Source organism: Streptococcus mitis (assembly GCF_002096895.1).
Classification (GTDB): Bacteria; Bacillota; Bacilli; order Lactobacillales; family Streptococcaceae; genus Streptococcus; species Streptococcus mitis_AH.
Genome location: NZ_NCVI01000020.1, coordinates 501,809 through 524,483 on the forward strand (window position 1 = coordinate 501,809; position 22,675 = coordinate 524,483).

A 22,675-nucleotide genomic window follows, 5' to 3' on the forward strand; every position below is an offset into this window, starting at 1 on the left:
CCAAAGAGGCTTCTTCTTTTCTTGCTTGTTTGATAAGTATCAAAAGAGTAGAAGATTAAGAGAAAATATAGAAAGAGATTTCATGAAACAATTTTTAGAACGGGCCAGTATTTTGGCTCTCTCCCTCGTTTTGATTACCTCCTTTTCCATCTCGAGTGCCCTGCCAGCCATGTTTGACTATTATCAAGGTTATCCTAAGGAACAAATTGAGCTCTTAGCGAGCTTGCCATCTTTTGGGATCATGATTATGTTACTACTAAATGGTTTCTTAGAAAAAATATTTCCTGAGCGCTTACAGATCAGTTTGGGATTGCTGATTTTATCACTGAGTGGAACAGCACCCTTTTGGTATCAAGCCTATCCCTTTGTCTTTGGAACACGGATTCTTTTTGGTTTGGGTGTTGGGATGATTAATGCCAAGGCCATTTCCATTATCAGTGAACGCTTTCAAGGAAAAACGCGAATTCAGATGTTAGGGCTACGCGGTTCTGCAGAGGTCGTTGGGGCTTCTCTCATTACTTTGGCGGTCGGTCAGTTGTTGGCCTTCGGATGGACAGCTACTTTCTTAGCTTATAGTGCTGGATTTTTGGTGTTGACCCTTTATTTGCTCTTTGTCCCTTATGGAAAAGAAAAGAAAGAAGTCAAGAAAAAAACGAAGGAAGCAAGTCGCTTAACTAGGGAAATGAAGGGCTTGATTTTTATCTTAGCTATTGAAGCGGCAGTTGTAGTTTGTACCAATACGGCTATTACTATTCGTATTCCAAGTTTGATGGTGGAAAGAGGACTTGGAGATGCCCAGTTATCTAGTTTTGTCCTTAGTGTCATGCAGTTGATCGGGATTGTGGCTGGTGTTAGTTTTTCTTTCCTGATTTCAATATTTAAAGAGAAACTGCTCCTCTGGTCTGGTATTACCTTCGGCTTAGGGCAAATCGTGATTGCCTTGTCTCCATCCTTGTGGGTGGTAGTGGCAGGGAGTATTCTGGCTGGTTTTGCCTACAGTGTAGCCTTGACGACGGTCTTTCAACTTGTCTCTGAACGAATTCCAGCTAAACTCCTCAATCAAGCAACTTCATTTGCTGTATTAGGCTGTAGTTTCGGAGCCTTTACGACCCCATTTGTTCTAGGTGCAATTGGCTTACTAACTCACAATGGCATGTTGGTCTTTGCCATTTTAGGCTCATGGTTGATTGTAACCTCTATCTTTGTCATGTACCTACTTCAAAAGAGAGCTTAGGATTCATTTCCTAAGTTTTTCTTTCGGGATTTTTGTACCCAGACAATATTTGTTTTAGAACCTTGTTTACAGATTATTTTCTTGATAAAATAGAAGTTATGACGAGATATAAAGCAACTATTTCCTATGATGGTTACGCCTTTGCTGGTTTTCAGCGCCAGCCTCATGCGCGTAGCGTTCAGGAAGAAATTGAAAAAACCTTGACTAGGTTAAATAAAGGGCAAGCCATTACTGTTCACGGTGCTGGTAGGACAGATAGTGGGGTTCATGCTCTGGGACAGGTTATTCATTTTGACCTACCTTATCAGATGGATGAGGAGAAACTTCGCTTTGCTTTGGACACCCAGTCTCCTGAAGATATTGATGTGATTTCAATTGAGCTTGTGGCGGATGATTTTCATTGCCGTTATGCCAAGCACAGTAAGACCTATGAGTTTATCGTGGATAGGGGCCGTCCCAAGAATCCTATGCGCCGTCACTATGCCACTCACTTTCCCTATCCACTCGATGTGGAACGCATGCAGATTGCAATCAAAAAGCTAGAGGGAACCCATGATTTTACCGGTTTTACAGCTTCTGGGACTAGTGTAGAGGATAAGATTCGCACCATCACAGAAGTTAGTTTAACAGTTGATGAGACAGGTCAGTTTTTGACCTTTACCTTTTCAGGAAATGGTTTCTTGTATAAACAGATTCGCAATATGGTGGGGACACTGCTCAAAATCGGAAATAATCGTATGCCAGTGGAGCAGATTGACCTCATCTTAGAGAAAAAGGACAGGCAACTTGCAGGTCCTACTGCAGCACCAAATGGTTTGTATTTAAAGGAGATTCGTTATGAAGAATAATCGTATTTTAGCACTTTCTGGAAATGACATTTTTAGTGGTGGTGGCCTGTCAGCTGATTTGGCTACCTATACCTTAAACGGCTTGCATGGCTTTGTAGCAGTGACTTGTTTGACAGCCTTGACAGAAAAAGGATTTGAAGTCTTTCCAACTGACGATATCATTTTTCAGCATGAATTAGATAGCTTGCGTGATGTGGAATTTGCAGGGATTAAGATTGGTCTTCTACCAACTGTCAGTGTGGCTGAAAAGGCATTGGACTTTATCAAGCAACGCTCAGGAGTGCCTGTGGTTCTGGACCCTGTCTTGGTCTGCAAGGAAACGCACGATGTAGCAGTTAGTGAACTCTGCCAAGAGTTGATTCGCTTTTTCCCTCATGTCAGTGTGATTACGCCTAATCTCCCAGAAGCAGAATTATTATCCGGTCAGGAAATCAAAACCTTGGAAGACATGAAAACTGCAGCGCAGAAATTGCATGAATTAGGAGCGCCAGCAGTCATTATCAAGGGAGGCAATCGCCTTAGTCAGGACAAGGCTGTAGATGTCTTTTATGATGGACAGAACTTTACAGTCTTAGAAAATCCTGTCATCCAAGGGCAAAATGCTGGTGCAGGTTGTACCTTTGCCTCTAGCATTGCCAGTCACTTGGTTAAAGGTGATGAACTTTTACCAGCAGTAGAAAGCTCTAAGGCTTTCGTTTATCGTGCTATTGCACAAGCAGATCAGTATGGAGTAAGACAATATGAAGCAAACAAAAACGACTAAAATTGCCCTTGTATCCCTATTAACCGCCCTCTCTGTGGTTCTAGGTTATTTCTTAAAAATTCCAACACCGACAGGCATTCTAACTCTTTTAGATGCGGGTGTCTTCTTTACGGCCTTCTACTTTGGTAGTCGTGAAGGGGCTGTAGTCGGAGGACTAGCAGGTTTCTTGATTGACCTCTTATCAGGCTATCCTCAGTGGATGTTCTTTAGCTTGGTCAACCATGGCTTGCAGGGATTTTTCGCAGGATTTAAAGGAAAAGCTCAGTGGCTAGGTCTTATCTTAGCAACGATTGCCATGGTAGGGGGTTACGCCTTGGGTTCAACTTTGATGAATGGCTGGGCAGCAGCCCTACCAGAAATCCTACCGAATTTCATGCAAAATATGGTAGGGATGATTGTAGGATTTATCCTTAGTCAAAGTATCAAGAAGATTAAGTAAAGATTAAAAAACGTAAAGTTAGTAGTAATGATTTTTCTGCTAACTTTACGTTTTTATTATTGGTTTTCTTGTAGATAATAGGAAATCACAACAGAAGAATTACTATCAAAATAGGAATCTTTATCAAAATATTTGCAATTTCCTATTGTAATGCTATGTATTTTGTAATTCTTAATAAAATGAGGTAATTTTTCATATCTTTCTTCAAGTAATGTTACATTATGAAATCCAAAATTTTCAAAAATCTCTTTTACGTCTGTAGGTTCCTTAGTAAGTAAAATATCATAGTCATCAGGTGAAAGGATATACTGATTTTTTAAAATAGCATTAAGTCGCTCAGAAATTCGCAAACTAATATTTTTAGGGATACTTGAGTCAGTATTATCTTTTGAAATTCTAACTTTCCCCGTTAAACTTCCATAATCATTATAATCTAAAGTAAAAAACCAAGTTGAAATCCTACTAATTGAATACACCTCAAAATTAATTAAAGCTTGATTAATTTCTATTTTTTTAATTCGAATAATTTGATTAGCTTCTTCATGAATTATTCTATTAAACTCTTCTTGATTTAAGAATTCAGGGAATTGAATGGATAAAGTTTGTCTACGTTCTTCATCTTGTTTCTTTTCAAGACGTTCTTGATTATTCCACGAGTGTATTTCAAAAATTAAATTTACAACTTTACCAGGTACACTTATAAAATTAGAAATTCCTGTCATAGTATTATTGGCAACACAAACAGCTCCATCTACAGTATTGGTCGTTATTTTGGAAGTTTCATCTACAACTACTTTCACGGCTTTTGCAGTCTCATTTGCAATATCATTTACAACTTTTGAGGATTCATTTGCAATATTATTTACAACCTTTGAAGATTCATTAACGATATCATTTACGACTTTAGAAGTTTCATTAGTAACATTATCTACAAATTTAAAGAGATCATTTAACATAAAATAATACCATTAATCAAAATACAGCAAGTCTTTGCTGGTGTTTGTAAAGAGGTCAAAGCCGTCCTTGGTAACAACACCGCAGTCTTCAATACGAACACCGACTTTACCAGGGATATAGATACCTGGTTCAACAGAGAAGCACATGCCTTCTTCGATGACCATGTCGTTTCCTTCCATGATAGATGGGAACTCGTGGACATCCATACCGATACCGTGACCAAGACGGTGGTTGAAGTACTCGCCGTAACCAGCTTTTTCGATGATCTCACGGGCAGCGCGGTCCACTTCATGGGCAGTCACACCTGGTTTGATAAAGTCAAGAGCAGCTTGTTGAGCTTCAAGAGTCAAGTTATAAATGTCTTTCTTGAATTGGTCAGGTTTGCCGACAGCGACCGTACGAGTCATATCTGAAGCATAGCCGTTGACTAGAACACCAAGGTCAAAGAGGAGAAGGGCGTCATTTTCAACCTTGTTTGCTGCTGGAATACCGTGTGGATTTGCAGCATTATCACCAGTCAAGACCATGGTATCAAAACTCATTTCATAACCTTCACGTTTCATGGCAAAGTCGATTTGGGCGATGATATCTGTCTCTGTCTTATCAAGAGAAATATTATCAAAACCAACTTTTACAGCTTTATCAGCATAGAGACCTGCAACCATCATTTTTTGCACTTCGTCAGCTGATTTGATGAGGCGCATGCGTTGGATGCGAGGAGTGAGGTTGTCAAACTCAGCAGTTTCAAAAACGGTTTTCAAGCCATGGTATTTGGTCAAGATAAGATTGTCAAACTCAACAGCGACACGTTTGAAGTCAAGTTGTGGAAGAGCATGTTTCATTTTTTGCCATGGATTTTCAGAATCTACATAGCCCACAACTGGGAAGGAAACAGTGCTAGTAGCACGCTCAACCTCAAGGGCTGGGACAAAGAGGAGGGGTTCCTGATCCGCTAGGACAAAAAGGAACATTTGGCGTTCATGGGGATCACTGTAAAAACCAGTGAGGTAATTGATTGTGACGGGGTCAGATACGACAGCGACGTCTAGTTTTTCTGATTCAAGATATGTTACGATTTGTTGTAATTTAGACATATGCTACCTTCTTTCTACCCCTCTATTTTGGCAAAAAAAGAGAGAAAATGCAAGGAAGAAGGGTAAAAGAAAAGACAAAAAAACTCCGACAAGATAACGGAGTTCTTTGATATGGTTTTTCTTGGTTTAAGAAAAGTCAGCCTTGCTTTTGACGTCGCTGTATTCCTCAGCGATTTCTTGGCTGAGAATGTCTTCATAGGCAGGGAGTTGGATGTCCTGACCATATTTCTTCTTGAGGGCTGTAGTGACTAGGCGATAAGCTAGATTGGCATTGCGAGAGAGGATAGGCCCGTGGAAGTAGGATCCAAAGACATTCTTATAATGAACCCCTTCGCCGACCTTTTCTTCGTTATTTCCATTTCCATAGACAACCTGTCCCAGTGGTTTTTGATCATCTGAGAGGAAGGTACGGCCCTGATGATTTTCAAAACCATAGTAGGTTTCATCGAAATCTTCATTGTGAATCTTGATGTCACCGATAAAACGGTTATTGGTCTGGTTGAGGGTGTAGTGGCCCATGACACCTAGCCCTTCGATACGTCTCCCTGAAGCTTCAATATAATATTGACCCAATAGTTGGAAACCACCGCAGATAGCCAGAACCACACCGTCCTTTTGGATGTAGTTGTCAATGCTCTCTTTTTTAGCAGGTAGGTCGTCTGCAATAATACTTTGTTCAAAGTCTTGACCGCCACCGAAAAAGGCGATGTCGTAGTGATTTTCATCAAAGTCATCATGGAGAGAAACGATGTCAACCGTCACATGGGCTCCCAGTTTTTCAGCCACGTACTTGAGCATGAGTATGTTTCCATTGTCCCCGTAGGTATTCATGAGGTTTCCATAGAGGTGGGCAATGTTGAGCTGATAGGGGTAATTGCCAGCTTTTGAGGAAAGTGAAGTATAAACCATTAGTTCATCTCCTTTCTAACAATCTGACGACTAGCCAGCAGTTCGCGGAATTCCAGCATAGCAGTATAAGTTGCTAGGATATAGGCATGCTTACAGTCTTGGTTCTCAATGGTTTTAAGAACTTGTTCCAGACTACTTGTTTCAGTGATTTTATCAGCTGGATAGCCTGTTACTCGTAGACGACGTGCGATTTCAGAATGGCGAACACCGCCAGCGTTGATTTCGGGAATGTCCATGTCAGTGATTTGTTCAAAATCAGCATCCCAGATCCAGCTGGTGTCAATTCCATCTGCATAGTTGGCATTTAGGAGTACAGATAGGCTAAATGGATAAGGAGCTAGTTTAATCATCTCGATAGCTTGGGTCGCACCGACTGGATTTTTAATCAAGACGAGGGTGCATTCCTTGTCACCGATATGGAAGGTTTCTTGGCGTCCAAAGACTGCACGGCTCTTGTCAAATCCCTGCTTGATGAGTTGTGGATTTGCACCAAGGAAACGGGCGATAGCAACTGCAGCTAGGGCGTTGTAGATATTGTAGAGACCACCGATTTGAATACCGTATTCTTGTCCGTCAATGACAAAGCGAGAGCGATTGTTGGTCAACTCAACTAGTTCTGTCAAGCGATAGTTGAGATCAGGACGTTTGCAGCCACAATTTTCACAGATATAGGCCCCCAAGTTGGCATAGGTATTGTGCTCATATTTGAGGATGCCTTGGCAGTCAGGACAGAGGATTCCTTCGGTATTATAGTGAGCCAGCTGGGCTGGACCTTTCTCTAAGTCAAAACCAAAATACTGTACAGGATTTGGAATAGCTGGCTTGTAGAAAAGTGGACTGTCTCCATTAAGGAGAACAGTGGCAGTAGGCACCTTACGAATAGCATCCAAAATCATCTTGTAAGTTGTGTAAATCTCACCATAGCGGTCCATCTGGTCACGGAAGATATTCGTGATGACAAAAAGGCTTGGCTGGATATAGTCACAGATACGAGATAGGCTGGCTTCATCGATTTCTAGAACGGCAATATTTTTCCCAGTTTTAGAAGATTTGGCTGTTAAGAAGGTTGTCGCAATCCCTGTAATCATGTTGGCACCGCTTGGGTTGGTCAGAACTTGACCATAAACCTCTTTTAAAATGCCTACAGTGAGGGCAGTTGTCAGGGTTTTTCCATTGGTTCCAGTGACCACGACAATCTCGTAGTTCTTAGCAAGGTTTTGTAAAATATCTTTATCGAATTGAAGGGCGACTTTTCCTGGGAGCGTACTGCCACGGCCAAGACGGCTTAAAACGAAGTGGGAAGAACGCCCAGCAAGAAGGCCCAAAGTAGTTTTTAATTTCATGTTTCTATTATATCATAAAAGAGGGAAAAGACAGATTTGAGGTTCCGCAGAAGTAAAAACAGCCCAAAGAGGGCTGTTAGTTAAGATGAGATTTGAACTTATACTCAATGAAAATCAAAGAGCAAACTAGGAAGCTAGCCGCAGGTTGCTCAAAACAGTGTTTTGAGGTTGTAGATAAGACTGATGAAGTCAGTAACCATATCTACGGCAAGGCGACGCTGACGTGGTTTGAAGAGATTTTCGAAGAGTATTAAATCGCAAACAAGTCATTCAAGTTTTCAGCCAAGGTTGGGTGAGTGAAGATTTGTTTTGTGAAGTAAGTGTAAGGAATCTTGTTGTCCATAGCAACAGTGATGATGTTGATGATTTCTTGAGAACCTTCTGAGAAGATGCTTGCTCCAAGAATTTCTTTTGTTTCAGTATTAACAACAGCTTTGAAAGCTCCGCGAAGGTCTCCGTTTACGTGACCACGAGGCATTGCTGCAACAGGGATTTCCTTCACTGCGTATGGAAGTTTCAAATCAGCTGCTTGGCTTTCAGTCAAACCAACTTGTGAAAGCGCAGGTGTGATAAACATGGTATTTGGTACATTGAGACGGTCTTCAAGTGTGTAGCTGCCATCTCCAGCAAGGTAGCTGTAAACAACACGGAAGTCATCAAGTGAAATGTAAGTAAATTGAAGGCCGCCGTTGACATCTCCAACTGCAAAAACACCAGGAACGTTTGTTTGACAATGTTTGTCTACTTTAATAGCACCACGTTCAGTTAGTTCAATATCTGTATTTTCAAGTTGAAGTGGTTCTACATTTGGTTTGCGTCCAGTTGCGTAGAGAAGGGCATCGAAACGGTAAGTCTCGTTTTCAGTTACAACAAGCACTTGGTCACCGTCGTTTTTGATTTCAGTAGTACGGATGTTTTGAAGCAATTCAATACCGTCTTCTTCCATATATTGCTTAGCAAGAGCTGCAATGGAAGGTTCTGCACGAGGTAGGAAAGTATCCAAGGCATCTAGAACTGTAACCTTGCTTCCAAGTTTGTTGTAAAGACCAGCAAATTCAAGACCGATATTTCCACCACCAAGGACTCCAAGGTTTTCAGGCAATTTGTCCAAGTTTTGGATACCTGTTGAATCAAAGACGTTTTTGCTTGTAGCAAGTCCAGGGATTGGCAAAACATTTGAAACAGCACCAGTGTTGATGACGATTGTTTCAGCAGTCAGTTCTTTCTTCTCATCACCAGCTTGGATTTCGATGACTTTATTTGAAAGGAAGTGAGCTTCCGCATCAAAGATATCGACGCCTGTACCAGCAACAGTCGCATAGTTTTTACCGTTGAGGCGACCAGTGATAGTGTTTTTGGTAGCAATCACTTCTTCAAAAGACAAGTCCTTCTCAGCAGCAACTAGCAAAGTCTTTGTTGGGATACATCCGATGTTGATACAAGTTCCACCGTACATAGCTTTGCTACGTTCAACGAGGGCAACTTTTTTGCCAGCTGAAGCTAATTTACCAGCTAGTGTTTTACCAGCTTTACCAAATCCGATAACGATTAAATCATAAGTTAACATTTAGAGTTCCTCCTATTCGATTTTCATTCTAGCACAAGAAAAAAACTTTTGCACAATTCTGCTACGCTTTAAAAAAGTTTATGAAATAGTGGAAATTATAGCCTCATTTTCTCAGAAAAATCGTTTACATAACATTATCGAAGGATTAGGCTATCTTTTGCTTCTCTCTTGTGTTATACTAGATAGGTTGCAAAGAAAACAGTACTTTTCTTTTGTGGAAAAGAAGCAACACGATTTTATATCCAGTATATGAAAATACGTCATAAAAAGAAAAGTATAAACTAAGCCCTATAGGGTGGCTTCGCACCACCTTTAGAAAGAAGAATAACGTGAAATTTAATGAATTAAACTTGTCTGCTGATTTGCTAGCAGAGATTGAAAAAGCTGGATTTGTAGAAGCCAGCCCTATCCAAGAACAAACCATTCCCTTAGCTCTAGAAGGCAAGGATGTTATCGGTCAAGCTCAAACTGGTACAGGAAAAACTGCAGCCTTTGGCTTACCTACCCTTGAAAAAATCCGTACAGAAGAAGAGACCATCCAAGCCTTGGTCATCGCTCCAACTCGTGAACTAGCTGTCCAAAGTCAAGAAGAACTCTTCCGCTTTGGTCGTAGTAAGGGAGTTAAGGTTCGATCAGTATATGGCGGATCAAGCATTGAAAAACAAATTAAGGCTCTTAAATCGGGTGCTCATATTGTTGTAGGAACTCCAGGTCGTCTCTTGGACTTGATCAAACGCAAGGCCTTGAAATTACAAGATATTGAAACTCTTATACTTGATGAAGCGGATGAAATGCTCAACATGGGCTTCCTTGAAGATATCGAAGCTATCATTTCTCGTGTTCCTGAAAACCGTCAAACCTTGCTCTTTTCAGCAACTATGCCAGATGCCATCAAACGTATCGGTGTTCAATTTATGAAAGAACCTGAGCATGTGAAGATTGCTGCCAAGGAATTGACAACAGAATTGGTTGACCAATACTATCTCCGTGTCAAGGAACAAGAAAAATTTGACACCATGACTCGTCTCATGGATGTGGAGCAACCTGAGCTTGCTATCGTATTTGGTCGTACCAAACGTCGTGTAGATGAATTGACTCGTGGTCTTAAAATCCGAGGCTTCCGTGCAGAAGGAATTCATGGAGACCTAGACCAAAACAAACGTCTTCGTGTCCTTCGTGACTTTAAAAATGGCAATCTTGATGTTTTGGTTGCGACAGACGTTGCAGCGCGTGGGTTGGATATTTCAGGTGTGACTCATGTCTATAACTACGATATTCCACAAGATCCTGAAAGTTATGTTCACCGTATCGGTCGTACAGGTCGTGCTGGTAAGTCAGGTCAGTCTATTACTTTTGTATCACCAAATGAAATGGGTTACCTCCAAATCATTGAGAATTTGACTAAGAAACGCATGAAAGGTCTCAAACCTGCAAGTGCAGAAGAAGCTTTCCAAGCAAAAAAACACGTAGCTCTCAAGAAAATCGAACGTGATTTTGCAGATGAGACAATCCGTGCCAACTTTGAGAAATTTGGTAAGGATGCTCGTAAGCTAGCTGCCGAATTTACTCCAGAAGAATTGGCAATGTATATCTTGAGTCTAACAGTTCAAGATCCAGATAGTCTGCCTGAAGTGGAGATTGCGCGTGAAAAACCACTTCCATTTAAACCATCAGGTAGTGGCTTCGGTGGTAAAGGTAAGGGAGGCCGTGGAAGCCGTCGTGGGGACGACCGTCGAGACCGTGATCGCCGTGGCAATGGTCGTCGTGATGATTTCAAAAAAGGAAGTCGTAGCAACGATCGTTCCGATAAGGAAAAACGTTACCGTAAGGATAATAAAAAACCACGCAATACTTCAAGCGAAAAGAAAACAGGCTTTGTGATTCGTAACAAGGGCGATAAATAAGAAAAAGCGGTTCAAAATGAATCGCTTTTTTATATAAGGAGACCGAATGTAAAAGAAAGATAAACAAAATAGATATATTATCTTCTTGTAATATTATAATACACAAAAAGAGGGAGCTTGTCAATAGAAAAGAAGCAATTTAATTAAAAATATTCTTGTTTTTTCAAATTGCAATTAAATAAGCAATTTTCAGATAATAATTGAAAATTCAAGCTGTTTATGTTATAATGATAGCGATTATATTCGAGGTGAAAAATGGCACATTTATTAGAAAAAACTAGAAAAATTACTTCTATCCTGAAGCGCTCAGAGGAGCAGTTGCAGGAAGAACTTCCCTACAATGCGATTACCCGTCAATTGGCAGACATTATTGACTGTAACGCCTGCATCGTCAATAGCAAGGGACGTCTCCTTGGCTATTTTATGCGTTATAAAACCAATACAGATCGTGTAGAGCAATTCTTCCAAACTAAGATTTTCCCAGATGACTACATTCAAGGTGCGAACATGATCTACGATACAGAAGCCAATCTGACGGTTGATCATGATTTGAGTATTTTCCCTGTGGAGAGTCGTGCAGACTTTCCAGATGGTTTGACGACTATTGCACCGATTCATGTATCAGGGATTCGCCTTGGTTCTTTGATTATTTGGCGCAATGATAAAAAATTCGAAGACGAGGATTTGATCCTTGTTGAGATTGCAAGTACCGTTGTTGGGATTCAACTCCTTAACTTCCAGCGTGAAGAAGATGAGAAAAATATCCGTCGCCGTACTGCTGTTACCATGGCGGTTAACACCCTTTCTTATTCAGAACTCCGTGCTGTTTCAGCAATTTTAGGGGAATTAAATGGAAATGAAGGGCAATTGACTGCGTCTGTGATTGCAGACCGTATCGGAATCACTCGCTCTGTGATTGTCAATGCCCTTCGTAAACTTGAGTCTGCAGGGATTATTGAAAGTCGCTCACTTGGAATGAAGGGAACCTACCTTAAGGTTTTGATTTCAGATATTTTTGAAGAAGTGAAGAAAAGAGATTACTAATGACTAAGGCTTTGATTTCGATTGATTATACAGAAGATTTTGTTGCTGATAGTGGGAAGCTGACAGCAGGTGCTCCAGCTCAGGCAATTTCAGAAGCCATTAGCAAAGTGACTCGATTAGCTTTTGAACGAGGAGACTACATCTTCTTTACCATTGATGCTCATGAAGAAAACGATTGTTTTCATCCAGAAAGCAAGCTGTTTCCTCCTCACAATTTGATTGGGACTAGTGGACGGAATTTATACGGAGATTTGGGGACATTTTATCAAGAGCATGGTTCAGACAGTCGTGTCTTTTGGATGGATAAACGCCATTACTCAGCTTTTTCAGGGACTGACCTGGATATCCGTTTGAGAGAGCGTCGAATTTCTACAGTTATTTTAACCGGAGTCTTGACGGATATCTGTGTCCTGCATACAGCTATAGATGCCTATAATCTAGGATATGACATCGAGATTGTTAAACCAGCTGTTGCTTCCATCTGGCCTGAAAATCACCAATTTGCCCTAGGTCATTTCAAAAACACACTCGGAGCTAAGTTGGTAGATGAAAATCTAAATGAAATTTCAGAGTAATTTGGTTGATTGAAATGAAAAATTTTGAAAAAAAGTGTTGACAAGCATCCTAAAAGTTGATATACTAGTAAAGTAATCGACGCGGGGATGGCGGAATTGGCAGACGCGCAGGACTAAGGATCCTGTGACCGCTTTAGGTCGTGAGGGTTCAAGTCCCTCTCTCCGCATAGGATAAGAGTTAGCTTAGGCTAGCTCTTTTTTTATCTAATTCAAGTAGAGCAAAAAATTTTTGCTCTTTTTTTGTATTTCATAAACATTTCATATTTGGATTTTATAATAGTCTTACAAATATGGAGGTGACAAATGAATCCAATCCAAAGAGCTTGGGCCTATGTCAGCAGAAAACGACTGAGAAGTTTTATTTTATTTCTGATTTTATTGGTCCTCTTAGCAGGAATTTCAGCCTGTTTGACTCTGATGAAGTCCAACAAAACAGTTGAAACCAATCTTTACAAATCACTCAACACATCTTTTTCTATTAAGAAGATAGAAAATGGTCAGACATTCAAGTTGTCAGACCTAGCATCTGTAAGCAAGATTAAGGGACTGGAAAATGTTTCTCCTGAACTCGAGACGGTCGCAAAGTTAAAAGACAAGGAAGCGGTGAGTGGAGAGCAGAGCGTGGAGCGTGATGATTTGTCAGCTGCGGATAAGAACTTGGTCAGCTTAACGGCTCTTGAGGATTCATCTAAGGATGTGACCTTTACCAGCTCGGCTTTCAACTTAAAAGAAGGGCGACACCTTCAAAAAGGGGATTCCAAGAAAATTCTGATCCACGAAGAGTTGGCTAAGAAGAACAGTCTTTCCCTTCATGACAAGCTTCGCTTGGATGCTGGACAGTCAGAATCTGGCAAGGGACAGACAGTTGAGTTTGAGATTGTTGGCATCTTTTCTGGTAAAAAACAGGAGAAATTCACAGGCTTGTCTTCTGACTTCAGTGAAAATCAAGTCTTTACAGACTATGAAAGTAGCCAGACCCTTTTGGGAAATAGTGAAGCTCAAGTCAGTGCAGCACGCTTCTATGTAGAAAATCCTAAGGAAATGGACGGACTCATGAAGCAGGTTGAAAACTTGTCTTTGGAAAATCAAGGCTATCAAGTCGAAAAGGAAAGCAAGGCTTTTGAACAAATCAAAGACTCAGTTGCTACCTTCCAAACTTTTCTGACCATCTTCCTTTATGGAATGTTGATAGCAGGAGCAGGAGCCTTGATTCTTGTCTTGTCTCTCTGGTTGAGAGAAAGAGTCTATGAAGTGGGAATTTTACTTGCACTTGGAAAAGGCAAGAGCTCGATCTTCCTACAGTTCTGTTTAGAGGTAGTTTTGGTATCTATAGGTGCTTTGCTTCCAGCATTTGTTGCAGGAAACGCCATTACATCCTATCTGCTCCAAACTGTCCTAGCAAGTGGAGATCAGGCAAGCTTACAAGATACACTAGCCAAAGCAAGCAGTTTATCAACCAGCATCTTATCTTTTGCAGAATCCTATGTTTTTCTAGTTCTGCTTAGTTGCTTATCTGTAGCCCTTTGTTTCCTATTCTTATTTAGAAAATCACCTAAGGAAATTTTATCATCTATTAGTTAATACTCTTCGAAAATCAAATTTAAACCGTGTCAGCTTCGCCTTGCCGTACGCAAGTACAGCCTGCAGCTAGCTTCCTAGTTTAATCTTTGATTTTCATTGAGTATAAGAAGGAGAAATCATGACTTTATTACAATTACAAGATGTTACCTACCGTTATAAGAACACTGCTGAAGCAGTCCTATATCAGATCAATTATAATTTTGAACCTGGGAAATTTTACAGTATTATTGGGGAATCAGGAGCGGGAAAATCCACTCTCTTGTCCCTGCTTGCTGGTCTAGATAGTCCTGTTGAAGGTTCTATCCTTTTCCAAGGAGAGGACATTCGTAAGAAGGGCTATTCTTACCATCGTATGCACCATATTTCCCTGGTCTTTCAAAATTATAATTTGATAGATTATCTTTCTCCACTGGAAAATATCCGCTTGGTCAATAAAAAGGCAAGCAAGGATACGCTGCTTGAGCTTGGTTTAGATGAAAGTCAGATCAAGCGGAATGTTCTCCAGTTATCAGGTGGTCAACAACAACGTGTTGCCATTGCCCGTAGTTTGGTATCAGAAGCTCCAGTTATTCTAGCAGATGAGCCAACAGGAAATCTGGACCCTAAAACTGCTGGAGATATTGTCGAACTGCTCAAATCACTTGCCCAGAAAACAGGTAAATGTGTCATTGTCGTAACCCACAGTAAAGAAGTGGCACAAGCGTCAGATATTACACTTGAGTTGAAGGACAAGAAACTGACTGAAACTCGCAATACGACGAAATAATATGAGCTTTTTCTGTTAGAACTATAAAATAGAACAAAATCTAGAAAGGGAACCTATGTTACACAACGCATTTGCCTATGTTACAAGGAAGTTTTTCAAATCGATTGTCATCTTCCTGATTATTCTCCTCATGGCGAGCTTGAGTTTGGTCGGCTTGTCAATCAAGGGAGCTACTGCCAAGGCTTCTCAGGAGACATTTAAAAATATCACCAACAGCTTCTCCATGCAAATCAATCGTCGCGTCAATCAAGGAACGCCACGTGGTGCTGGGAATATTAAGGGTGAAGATATCAAAAAAATCACCGAAAACAAGGCCATCGAGTCTTATGTTAAACGCATCAACGCTATCGGAGATTTGACTGGATATGAACTTATCGAAACGCCAGATACCAAGAAAAATCTGACACCTGACCGTGCCAAACATTTTGGAAGTAGCTTGATGATTACAGGTGTCAATGACTCCTCTAAAGAAGACAAGTTTGTCTCTGGTTCTTATAAGCTGGTCGAAGGTGAGCACCTAACCAACGATGACAAGGACAAGATCCTCCTGCACAAGGACTTGGCAGCCAAACACGGCTGGAAAGTAGGGGATAAGGTCAAACTAGATTCTAATATCTACGATGCCGATAATGAAAAAGGTGCCAAGGAAACAGTCGAAGTGACAATCAAGGGACTCTTTGATGGTCACAATAAGTCGGCAGTAACCTATTCACAAGAACTATACGAAAATACAGCTATTACAGACATTCACACTGCTGCAAAACTTTATGGATACACAGAAGATACAGCCATTTATGGGGACGCAACCTTCTTTGTAACAGCGGACAAGAACTTGGATGATGTTATGAAAGAGTTGAATGGCATCAGTGGTATCAACTGGAAGAGCTATACACTTGTTAAGAGCTCATCTAACTACCCAGCTCTTGAGCAATCCATCTCTGGTATGTACAAGATGGCCAACCTCCTCTTCTGGGGTAGCTTAAGCTTCTCAGTCCTTCTCCTTGCCCTCTTGCTCAGCCTTTGGATCAATGCCCGTCGCAAGGAGGTGGGAATTCTCCTCTCTATCGGTCTCAAGCAGGCAAGTATCTTGGGTCAATTCATTACTGAATCAATCTTGATTGCCATCCCTGCTCTTGTTTCTGCTTATTTCTTAGCTAACTACACAGCGCGTGCAATCGGAAATACTGTTCTTGCCAATGTTACTTCAGGTGTTGCCAAGCAAGCTAGCAAGGCTGCTCAAGCCTCTAACCTTGGTGGTGGTGCAGAAGTAGATGGCTTTAGTAAGACCTTGTCGAGCCTAGATATTTCTATTCAGACATCAGACTTTATCATCGTCTTTGTCCTTGCCTTGATTCTAGTGGTTCTGGTTATGGCACTTGCTTCAAGCAATCTCCTTAGAAAACAACCAAAAGAACTTCTGCTGGATAGTGAATAACAAACTTGCTACCTATTCTCTCCTAAATGGGGTATAATATAGGTAGCATTTTTATCTATTTTATCTTGATAAGGCCTCTTTCTTTCAAGATGAAATTGAGATGATTTACAAGAAATTTAAAGGAATGTGAAACGTTTTTCTATGAAAATTTTAATTGTAGAAGATGAAGAGATGATCCGTGAGGGGGTCAGTGATTATTTGACGGATTGTGGTTATGAAACCATTGAAGCCGCAGACGGGCAAGAAGCCTTAGAAAAATTTTCCAGCTATGAAGTAGCCTTGGTTTTACTGGATATCCAGATGCCCAAGCTCAATGGCCTAGAAGTCCTAGCTGAGATTCGTAAAACCAGCCAGGTCCCTGTCTTGATGTTGACAGCCTTTCAGGATGAGGAATACAAGATGAGTGCTTTTGCTTCGCTAGCAGATGGCTATCTGGAAAAACCTTTCTCCCTTTCCCTCTTAAAAGTGAGGGTGGACGCGATTTTCAAGCGTTACTACGATACGGGACGAATCTTCTCCTATAAGGATACCCAAGTGGACTTTGAGAGCTACAGTGCCAGTCTATCAGGAGAGGAAGTAGCCATCAATGCCAAAGAGTTGGAAATTCTGGACTATCTGGTGAAAAATGAAGGCCGGGCATTGACTCGATCTCAGATAATCGATGCCGTATGGAAAGCGACAGATGAGGTTCCCTTTGACCGTGTCATTGATGTTTATATCAAGGAACTGCGGAAAAAGCTAGACTTGGATTGCATCCTCACTGTGCGCAATGTTGGTTATAAATTGGAGCGAAAATGAAACGAACAGGTTTATTTACAAAGATATTTATCTATACCTTCTCGATATTTAGTGTTCTGGTTATCTGCCTTCATTTGGCTATTTATTTTCTTTTTCCTTCGACTTATCTGAGTCATCGTCAGGAAACCATTGGTCAGAAGGCAACAGCCATTGCCCAGTCCCTAGAAGGGAAAGATAGGCAGAATATCGAGCAAGTGTTAGACTTGTATTCCCAGACTAGTGATATCAAGGGGGCCGTTAAGGGCGAGATGACCGAGGACAAGTTAGAAGTCAAAGACAGCCTTCCTCTGGACACAGGCCGCCAGACCACCTCTCTCTTTATTGAGGAGCGTGAGGTGACAACGCAAGACGGTGGTACTCTGACTCTCCAGTTTCTAGCTTCCATGGACTTGCAAAAGGAAGCAGAGCAAATCAGTCTCCAGTTTCTTCCCTATACCTTGCTGGCATCCTTTCTAATTTCTCTTTTGGTAGCCTATATCTATGCTCGGACTATTGTTGCTCCAATTTTGGAAATCAAGCGGGTGACCCGTCGGATGATGGATTTGGATGCCCAAGTGCGATTGCGCGTGGATTCTAAGGATGAGATTGGGGATCTCAAGGAGCAAATTAATAGCCTCTACCAGCATCTTTTGACTGTGATTGCGGACTTGCATGACAAGAATGAAGCCATTCTCCAGCTGGAAAAGATGAAGGTTGAGTTCTTACGTGGTGCCTCTCATGAACTGAAAACACCTCTGGCTAGTTTGAAAATTCTGATTGAAAACATGAAAGAGAATATCGGCCGCTATAAGGATAGAGACCACTATCTGGGAGTTGCCTTGGGGGTTGTGGATGAGCTCAATCACCATGTTCTGCAGATACTTTCCCTCTCTTCTGTGCAGGAATTACGAGATGATAGGGAAACAATTGACCTCCTCAAGATAACGCAAAGTCTAGTTCAAGATTATGCTTTACTAGCCAAGGAAAGAGAACTTCAAATTGAAAATGGTTTGAACCATCATCAGGCCTATCTAAATCCATCAGTCATGAAGTTGATTCTTTCTAACCTCATCAGCAATGCCATCAAGCATTCTGCTCCAGGTAGTTTGGTTCGTATTGGAGAGAGAAAAGGGGAACTTTTTATAGAAAATAGCTGCAGTCCAGAAGAACAAGAAAAACTAGCCCAGTCTTTTTCTGACAATGCTAGTCGCAAGGCCAAGGGTTCTGGGATGGGGCTCTTTGTGGTCAAGAGTCTATTAGAACATGAAAAATTACCTTATCGTTTTGAGATGAAGGAGAATCGTTTGACCTTCTTCATAGCTTTTCCAAAAGTCGCCCAAGACTAGGGAGAGAAAGGGTTTACATAGAGGAAGCTAGAAGAAATTCAATCGAAACTGCGGGAAAAACTAGATTTTTTTGTCAAAAAGTGATAAAATGAACAATGTAAATGGGATGACCCATAAAAATATACAGGAGGCCTGATAAAATGGCAATCGTTTCAGCAGAAAAATTTGTCCAAGCAGCTCGTGACAACGGTTATGCAGTTGGTGGATTTAACACAAACAACCTTGAGTGGACTCAAGCTATCTTGCGTGCAGCAGAAGCTAAAAAAGCTCCAGTTTTGATTCAAACTTCAATGGGTGCTGCTAAATACATGGGTGGTTACAAAGTTGCTCGCAACTTGATCGCTAACCTTGTTGAATCAATGGGTATCACTGTACCAGTAGCTATCCACCTTGACCACGGTCACTACGAAGATGCACTTGAGTGTATCCGAGTTGGTTATACTTCAGTTATGTTTGATGGTTCACACCTTCCAGTTGAAGAAAACCTTGAAAAAGCTCGTAAAGTTGTAGAATTTGCTCATGCAAATGGTGTATCAGTGGAAGCTGAAGTTGGTACTATCGGTGGTGAAGAAGACGGAATCATCGGTGATGGTGAATTGGCTCCAATCGAAGACGCTAAAGCAATGGTTGAAACTGGTATCGACTTCTTGGCAGCTGGTATCGGTAACATCCACGGTCCTTACCCAGCAAACTGGAAAGGTCTTCACCTTGATCACTTGCAAAAATTGACTGAAGCTGTTCCAGGATTCCCAATCGTATTGCACGGTGGATCAGGTATTCCTGATGAGCAAATCCAAGCAGCTATCAAACTTGGTGTTGCGAAAGTTAACGTTAACACTGAATGCCAAATCGCATTCGCTAACGCAACTCGTAAATTTGCTCGTGACTACGAAGCAAACGAAGCAGAATACGACAAGAAAAAACTCTTCGACCCACGTAAATTCTTGGCTGACGGTGTAAAAGCTATCCAAGCATCAGTTGAAGAACGTATCGACGTATTCGGTTCAGAAGGTAAAGCTTAATCTAGCTGAATAATACAGATAAAACCTGCCCATTGGGTGGGTTTTTTGTGTTTTAAGGAAACAATTAAACCATAATTTTTGATTTAAAATACCATTTTAAGAGAAAAATTTTCAATTTCATAAACTTTAGGCAAACGCTTGCATTCTAGTTTTTATTGGACTATAATAGGTTGGTATAAAGCCTTCTGTAGTAATAAAATGTAGAAGGTGTAGAAAGTAAGAATTTAGAATATTTGTAGTCAAAAATACAATGATGCTATTCCTTACGATAGGGAGATAGATATGGCAATGATAGAAGTGGAACATCTTCAGAAAAATTTTGTGAAGACTGTTAAGGAACCGGGCTTGAAGGGGGCATTACGTTCCTTTATTCATCCTGAAAAGCAGACTTTTGAAGCTGTTAAGGACTTGACCTTCGAGGTTCCCAAGGGGCAAATTTTAGGCTTTATTGGGGCCAATGGTGCAGGGAAGTCGACAACCATTAAAATGCTGACAGGAATTTTGAAACCGACATCTGGTTTTTGTCGGATTAACGGCAAAATTCCGCAAGACAATCGCCAAGATTATGTCAAGGATATTGGAGTTGTCTTTGGACAACGTACCCAGCTATGGTGGGATTTGGCTCTGCAAGAGACCTACACGGTGTTAAAAGAGATTTACGATGTGCCGGATTCGCTCTTCCACAAGCGCATGGATTTTTTAAATGAAGTCTTGGATTTGAAGGACTTTATCAAGGATCCCGTGCGGACTCTTTCACTAGGGCAGCGCATGCGGGCGGACATTGCAGCTTCCTTGCTTCACAATCCCAAGGTTCTCTTTTTAGATGAGCCGACCATTGGTTTGGATGTTTCGGTCAAGGATAACATTCGTCGGGCCATTACCCAAATCAATCAGGAAGAAGAAACAACCATTCTTTTGACGACTCACGATCTGAGTGATATTGAGCAGCTCTGTAATCGGATTTTCATGATTGACAAGGGGCAGGAGATTTTTGATGGAACGGTGAGTCAGCTCAAGGAGACCTTTGGCAAGATGAAGACTCTATCCTTTGAATTGGTGCCAGGGCAAAGTCATCTCGCTTCTCACTATGAAGGCTTGCCTGATATGACCGTTGATAGACAAGGAAATAGTCTCAATATTGAATTTGATAGTTCCCGCTACCAGTCGGCGGACATTATCAAGCAAACCCTGTCTGATTTTGACATCCGAGATTTGAAGATGGTGGATACGGATATCGAGGACATTATCCGTCGCTTCTACCGAAAGGAGCTCTAAGATGGTCAAATTGTGGAGACGTTATAAACCCTTTATCAATGCAGGGATTCAGGAGTTGATTACCTATCGAGTCAATTTTCTTCTCTATCGGATTGGTGATGTGATGGGAGCATTTGTGGCTTTCTATCTCTGGAAGGCAGTCTTTGATTCCTCGCAGGAGTCCTTGATTCAGGGCTTCAGCATGGCAGATATCACCCTTTACATCATCATGAGTTTTGTGACTAATCTGTTGACCAAGTCAGATTCGTCTTTTATGATTGGGGAGGAGGTCAAGGATGGCTCTATCATCATGCGTTTGTTGCGACCAGTGCATTTTGCGGCCTCTTATCTCTTCACTGAACTTGGTTCCAAGTGGTTGATTTTTATATCTGTTGGACTGCCATTTTTAAGTGTCATTGTTTTGATGAAAGTCTTATCGGGGCAAGGTATTGTAGAAGTGCTGGGCTTAACTGTTCTATATCTTTTTAGCTTAACGCTAGCCTACCTGATTAACTTTTTCTTTAATATCTGCTTTGGATTTTCTGCCTTTGTGTTTAAAAATCTATGGGGTTCCAATCTACTAAAGACTTCCATAGTGGCCTTTATGTCTGGGAGTTTAATTCCCTTGGCTTTCTTTCCCAAGGTGGTATCAGATATTTTGTCCTTTCTGCCTTTTTCATCCTTGATTTATACTCCGGTTATGATTATTGTTGGGAAATACGATGCTAGTCAGATTCTTCAGGCACTCGCTTTGCAGTTTTTCTGGCTCTTAGTGATGGTGGGGGTGTCTCAGTTGATTTGGAAACGAGTCCAGTCCTTTATTACCATTCAGGGAGGTTAGTATGAAAAAATATCAACGCATGCATCTGATTTTTATCAGACAATACATCAAACAAATCATGGAATACAAGGTGGATTTTGTGGTTGGTGTGCTGGGAGTTTTTCTAACTCAAGGCTTGAACCTCTTATTTCTCAATGTCATTTTTCAACATATTCCATCCCTAGAAGGTTGGACTTTTCAAGAAATCGCCTTTATCTATGGATTTTCTTTGATTCCCAAGGGATTGGATCATCTCTTTTTTGACAATCTCTGGGCGCTAGGGCAACGCCTAGTCCGAAAAGGGGAGTTTGACAAGTATCTGACTCGTCCTATCAATCCGCTCTTCCATATACTCGTTGAGACCTTTCAGATTGATGCCTTGGGCGAGCTCTTGGTCGGTGGTATTTTACTAGCGACAACAGTATCAAGTATTGCTTGGACGCTTCCCAAATTCCTGCTTTTCCTAGTTTGTATTCCTTTTGCGACCTTGATTTATACTTCCTTAAAAATCGCGACAGCTAGTATCGCTTTTTGGACCAAGCAGTCAGGCGCCATGATTTACATTTTCTATATGTTTAATGATTTTGCCAAGTATCCCATTTCAATTTATAATTCAGCTCTTCGTTGGTTGATTAGCTTTATCGTGCCATTTGCCTTTACGGCCTACTATCCTGCTAGCTATTTCTTGCAGGACAAGGATGTAATCTTTAACATCGGAGGTTTGATATTGATTTCTCTGGTTTTCTTTGTCATTTCCCTTAAACTTTGGGATAGGGGCTTGGATGCCTACGAAAGTGCAGGATCCTAAGAGGAAGAAACTCAAAGCCTTGTCTCAGGACAGGCTTTTTCTAATAGGAATGAAAATTCCTTGACATCCATCCTCAGAGTGCTATACTGTAAGTGTAATCGCCGATTTAGCTCAGTTGGTAGAGCACCGCACTCGTAAAGCCTAGGTCACAGGTGAACATATGACTGAAGATTTGCAAAATTAGATATG

Annotated in this window: 21 protein-coding genes and 1 tRNA gene; 17 read left to right on the plus strand and 5 right to left on the minus strand. The window is 41.1% G+C overall.

What is annotated here, in order from left to right; all coding sequences use genetic code 11:
- Nucleotides 1-82 precede the first annotated feature (82 nt).
- The 4 genes from B7697_RS07070 (at nt 83) to B7697_RS07085 (ending at nt 3,284) form a co-directional block, all read left to right on the plus strand.
- Nucleotides 83-1,234 (plus strand): MFS transporter, encoded by a 1,152-nt coding sequence (locus tag B7697_RS07070; RefSeq protein ID WP_084951005.1) that lies wholly within the window; start codon nt 83-85, stop codon nt 1,232-1,234.
- A gap of 98 nt (nt 1,235-1,332) precedes the next feature.
- Nucleotides 1,333-2,082, plus strand: a complete 750-nt coding sequence (gene truA / locus B7697_RS07075; protein WP_084951007.1) for a tRNA pseudouridine(38-40) synthase TruA — start codon at nt 1,333-1,335, stop codon at nt 2,080-2,082.
- Nucleotides 2,072-2,845: a bifunctional hydroxymethylpyrimidine kinase/phosphomethylpyrimidine kinase gene (locus tag B7697_RS07080; protein ID WP_084951009.1), complete on the plus strand. Its 774-nt coding sequence runs from the start codon at nt 2,072-2,074 to the stop codon at nt 2,843-2,845. The genes truA and B7697_RS07080 overlap by 11 nt, the downstream gene beginning before the upstream one ends.
- Complete coding sequence (locus B7697_RS07085; protein ID WP_084863029.1) at nt 2,823-3,284, plus strand: ECF transporter S component; 462 nt, start codon at nt 2,823-2,825, stop codon at nt 3,282-3,284. The genes B7697_RS07080 and B7697_RS07085 overlap by 23 nt, the downstream gene beginning before the upstream one ends.
- A gap of 56 nt (nt 3,285-3,340) precedes the next feature.
- Here B7697_RS07085 and B7697_RS07090 read toward each other — a convergent pair whose 3' ends face one another.
- From B7697_RS07090 to B7697_RS07115, 5 genes are all read right to left on the minus strand, one after another.
- On the minus strand, nt 3,341-4,240 hold the full coding sequence (locus B7697_RS07090) for a hypothetical protein (protein ID WP_084951011.1): 900 nt from the start codon (nt 4,238-4,240) through the stop codon (nt 3,341-3,343).
- Nucleotides 4,241-4,252: 12 nt separating this feature from the next.
- Entirely contained in the window at nt 4,253-5,335 is a 1,083-nt protein-coding gene (locus B7697_RS07095; protein WP_084951013.1) for a M24 family metallopeptidase, read from the minus strand.
- Between the two features lie 126 nt (nt 5,336-5,461).
- Nucleotides 5,462-6,244 (minus strand): lipid II isoglutaminyl synthase subunit GatD, encoded by a 783-nt coding sequence (gene gatD / locus B7697_RS07100; protein WP_084951016.1) that lies wholly within the window; start codon nt 6,242-6,244, stop codon nt 5,462-5,464.
- Nucleotides 6,244-7,587: a lipid II isoglutaminyl synthase subunit MurT gene (murT, locus tag B7697_RS07105; protein WP_084951018.1), complete on the minus strand. Its 1,344-nt coding sequence runs from the start codon at nt 7,585-7,587 to the stop codon at nt 6,244-6,246. The genes gatD and murT overlap by 1 nt, the downstream gene beginning before the upstream one ends.
- Before the next feature lie 250 nt (nt 7,588-7,837).
- Nucleotides 7,838-9,154, minus strand: coding sequence for an FAD-containing oxidoreductase (locus tag B7697_RS07115; RefSeq protein WP_000958933.1), 1,317 nt, complete (start codon nt 9,152-9,154; stop codon nt 7,838-7,840).
- Nucleotides 9,155-9,483: 329 nt separating this feature from the next.
- On the opposite strand from B7697_RS07115, the gene cshA reads away from it, so the two are divergent.
- The 13 genes from cshA to B7697_RS07190 all read left to right on the plus strand — a co-directional run bounded on the left by cshA (nt 9,484) and on the right by B7697_RS07190 (nt 22,486).
- Nucleotides 9,484-11,058 carry a degradosome RNA helicase CshA gene (gene cshA / locus B7697_RS07120; RefSeq protein ID WP_084951022.1) on the plus strand — a complete coding sequence of 525 codons (1,575 nt, stop codon included), beginning with the start codon at nt 9,484-9,486 and terminating at the stop codon, nt 11,056-11,058.
- A gap of 255 nt (nt 11,059-11,313) precedes the next feature.
- Nucleotides 11,314-12,102 carry a GTP-sensing pleiotropic transcriptional regulator CodY gene (gene codY, locus B7697_RS07130; protein WP_000940738.1) on the plus strand — a complete coding sequence of 263 codons (789 nt, stop codon included), beginning with the start codon at nt 11,314-11,316 and terminating at the stop codon, nt 12,100-12,102.
- The gene (locus B7697_RS07135; protein ID WP_045605990.1) at nt 12,102-12,677 is read left to right on the plus strand and encodes a cysteine hydrolase family protein; all 576 of its coding nucleotides are present in this window, start codon (nt 12,102-12,104) and stop codon (nt 12,675-12,677) included. Before codY ends, B7697_RS07135 begins: the two co-directional genes overlap by 1 nt.
- Nucleotides 12,678-12,758: 81 nt before the next feature.
- Nucleotides 12,759-12,844: transfer RNA gene (locus B7697_RS07140), tRNA-Leu, on the plus strand.
- A 136-nt stretch (nt 12,845-12,980) separates the two neighbouring features.
- On the plus strand, nt 12,981-14,258 hold the full coding sequence (locus B7697_RS07145; RefSeq protein ID WP_084951023.1) for an ABC transporter permease: 1,278 nt from the start codon (nt 12,981-12,983) through the stop codon (nt 14,256-14,258).
- Nucleotides 14,259-14,376: 118 nt separating this feature from the next.
- Nucleotides 14,377-15,024, plus strand: a complete 648-nt coding sequence (gene vex2 / locus B7697_RS07150) for an ABC transporter ATP-binding subunit Vex2 (protein WP_000173751.1) — start codon at nt 14,377-14,379, stop codon at nt 15,022-15,024.
- Between the two features lie 55 nt (nt 15,025-15,079).
- Nucleotides 15,080-16,459 (plus strand): ABC transporter permease subunit Vex3, encoded by a 1,380-nt coding sequence (gene vex3 / locus B7697_RS07155; RefSeq protein ID WP_084951024.1) that lies wholly within the window; start codon nt 15,080-15,082, stop codon nt 16,457-16,459.
- A gap of 141 nt (nt 16,460-16,600) precedes the next feature.
- Nucleotides 16,601-17,257: a response regulator transcription factor VncR gene (gene vncR, locus B7697_RS07160; protein ID WP_084951026.1), complete on the plus strand. Its 657-nt coding sequence runs from the start codon at nt 16,601-16,603 to the stop codon at nt 17,255-17,257.
- Nucleotides 17,254-18,582 (plus strand): sensor histidine kinase VncS, encoded by a 1,329-nt coding sequence (vncS, locus tag B7697_RS07165; RefSeq protein ID WP_084951029.1) that lies wholly within the window; start codon nt 17,254-17,256, stop codon nt 18,580-18,582. The genes vncR and vncS overlap by 4 nt, the downstream gene beginning before the upstream one ends.
- A 140-nt stretch (nt 18,583-18,722) precedes the next feature.
- Nucleotides 18,723-19,604: a class II fructose-bisphosphate aldolase gene (locus B7697_RS07170; RefSeq protein ID WP_023946263.1), complete on the plus strand. Its 882-nt coding sequence runs from the start codon at nt 18,723-18,725 to the stop codon at nt 19,602-19,604.
- 282 nt (nt 19,605-19,886) lie between these two features.
- On the plus strand, nt 19,887-20,879 hold the full coding sequence (locus B7697_RS07180) for an ABC transporter ATP-binding protein (RefSeq protein ID WP_084924010.1): 993 nt from the start codon (nt 19,887-19,889) through the stop codon (nt 20,877-20,879).
- 1 nt (nt 20,880) lies between these two features.
- The gene (locus B7697_RS07185; RefSeq protein ID WP_033684900.1) at nt 20,881-21,699 is read left to right on the plus strand and encodes an ABC transporter permease; all 819 of its coding nucleotides are present in this window, start codon (nt 20,881-20,883) and stop codon (nt 21,697-21,699) included.
- A gap of 1 nt (nt 21,700) precedes the next feature.
- Nucleotides 21,701-22,486 (plus strand): ABC transporter permease, encoded by a 786-nt coding sequence (locus tag B7697_RS07190; protein WP_033684901.1) that lies wholly within the window; start codon nt 21,701-21,703, stop codon nt 22,484-22,486.
- Nucleotides 22,487-22,675: the final 189 nt, after the last annotated feature.

Coding starts and splice junctions, on each gene's coding strand:
- vex2 (WP_000173751.1), top strand. CDS start 14,377: ATGACTTTATTACAATTACAAGATGTTACCTACCGTTATAAGAACACT.
- B7697_RS07085 (WP_084863029.1), top strand. CDS start 2,823: ATGAAGCAAACAAAAACGACTAAAATTGCCCTTGTATCCCTATTAACC.
- B7697_RS07180 (WP_084924010.1), top strand. CDS start 19,887: ATGGCAATGATAGAAGTGGAACATCTTCAGAAAAATTTTGTGAAGACT.
- B7697_RS07080 (WP_084951009.1), top strand. CDS start 2,072: ATGAAGAATAATCGTATTTTAGCACTTTCTGGAAATGACATTTTTAGT.
- B7697_RS07135 (WP_045605990.1), top strand. CDS start 12,102: ATGACTAAGGCTTTGATTTCGATTGATTATACAGAAGATTTTGTTGCT.
- vncS (WP_084951029.1), top strand. CDS start 17,254: ATGAAACGAACAGGTTTATTTACAAAGATATTTATCTATACCTTCTCG.
- B7697_RS07090 (WP_084951011.1), bottom strand. CDS start 4,240: ATGTTAAATGATCTCTTTAAATTTGTAGATAATGTTACTAATGAAACT.
- vex3 (WP_084951024.1), top strand. CDS start 15,080: ATGTTACACAACGCATTTGCCTATGTTACAAGGAAGTTTTTCAAATCG.
- B7697_RS07190 (WP_033684901.1), top strand. CDS start 21,701: ATGAAAAAATATCAACGCATGCATCTGATTTTTATCAGACAATACATC.
- murT (WP_084951018.1), bottom strand. CDS start 7,587: ATGAAATTAAAAACTACTTTGGGCCTTCTTGCTGGGCGTTCTTCCCAC.
- B7697_RS07095 (WP_084951013.1), bottom strand. CDS start 5,335: ATGTCTAAATTACAACAAATCGTAACATATCTTGAATCAGAAAAACTA.
- vncR (WP_084951026.1), top strand. CDS start 16,601: ATGAAAATTTTAATTGTAGAAGATGAAGAGATGATCCGTGAGGGGGTC.
- codY (WP_000940738.1), top strand. CDS start 11,314: ATGGCACATTTATTAGAAAAAACTAGAAAAATTACTTCTATCCTGAAG.
- B7697_RS07185 (WP_033684900.1), top strand. CDS start 20,881: ATGGTCAAATTGTGGAGACGTTATAAACCCTTTATCAATGCAGGGATT.
- B7697_RS07170 (WP_023946263.1), top strand. CDS start 18,723: ATGGCAATCGTTTCAGCAGAAAAATTTGTCCAAGCAGCTCGTGACAAC.
- B7697_RS07145 (WP_084951023.1), top strand. CDS start 12,981: ATGAATCCAATCCAAAGAGCTTGGGCCTATGTCAGCAGAAAACGACTG.
- B7697_RS07070 (WP_084951005.1), top strand. CDS start 83: ATGAAACAATTTTTAGAACGGGCCAGTATTTTGGCTCTCTCCCTCGTT.
- truA (WP_084951007.1), top strand. CDS start 1,333: ATGACGAGATATAAAGCAACTATTTCCTATGATGGTTACGCCTTTGCT.
- B7697_RS07115 (WP_000958933.1), bottom strand. CDS start 9,154: ATGTTAACTTATGATTTAATCGTTATCGGATTTGGTAAAGCTGGTAAA.
- gatD (WP_084951016.1), bottom strand. CDS start 6,244: ATGGTTTATACTTCACTTTCCTCAAAAGCTGGCAATTACCCCTATCAG.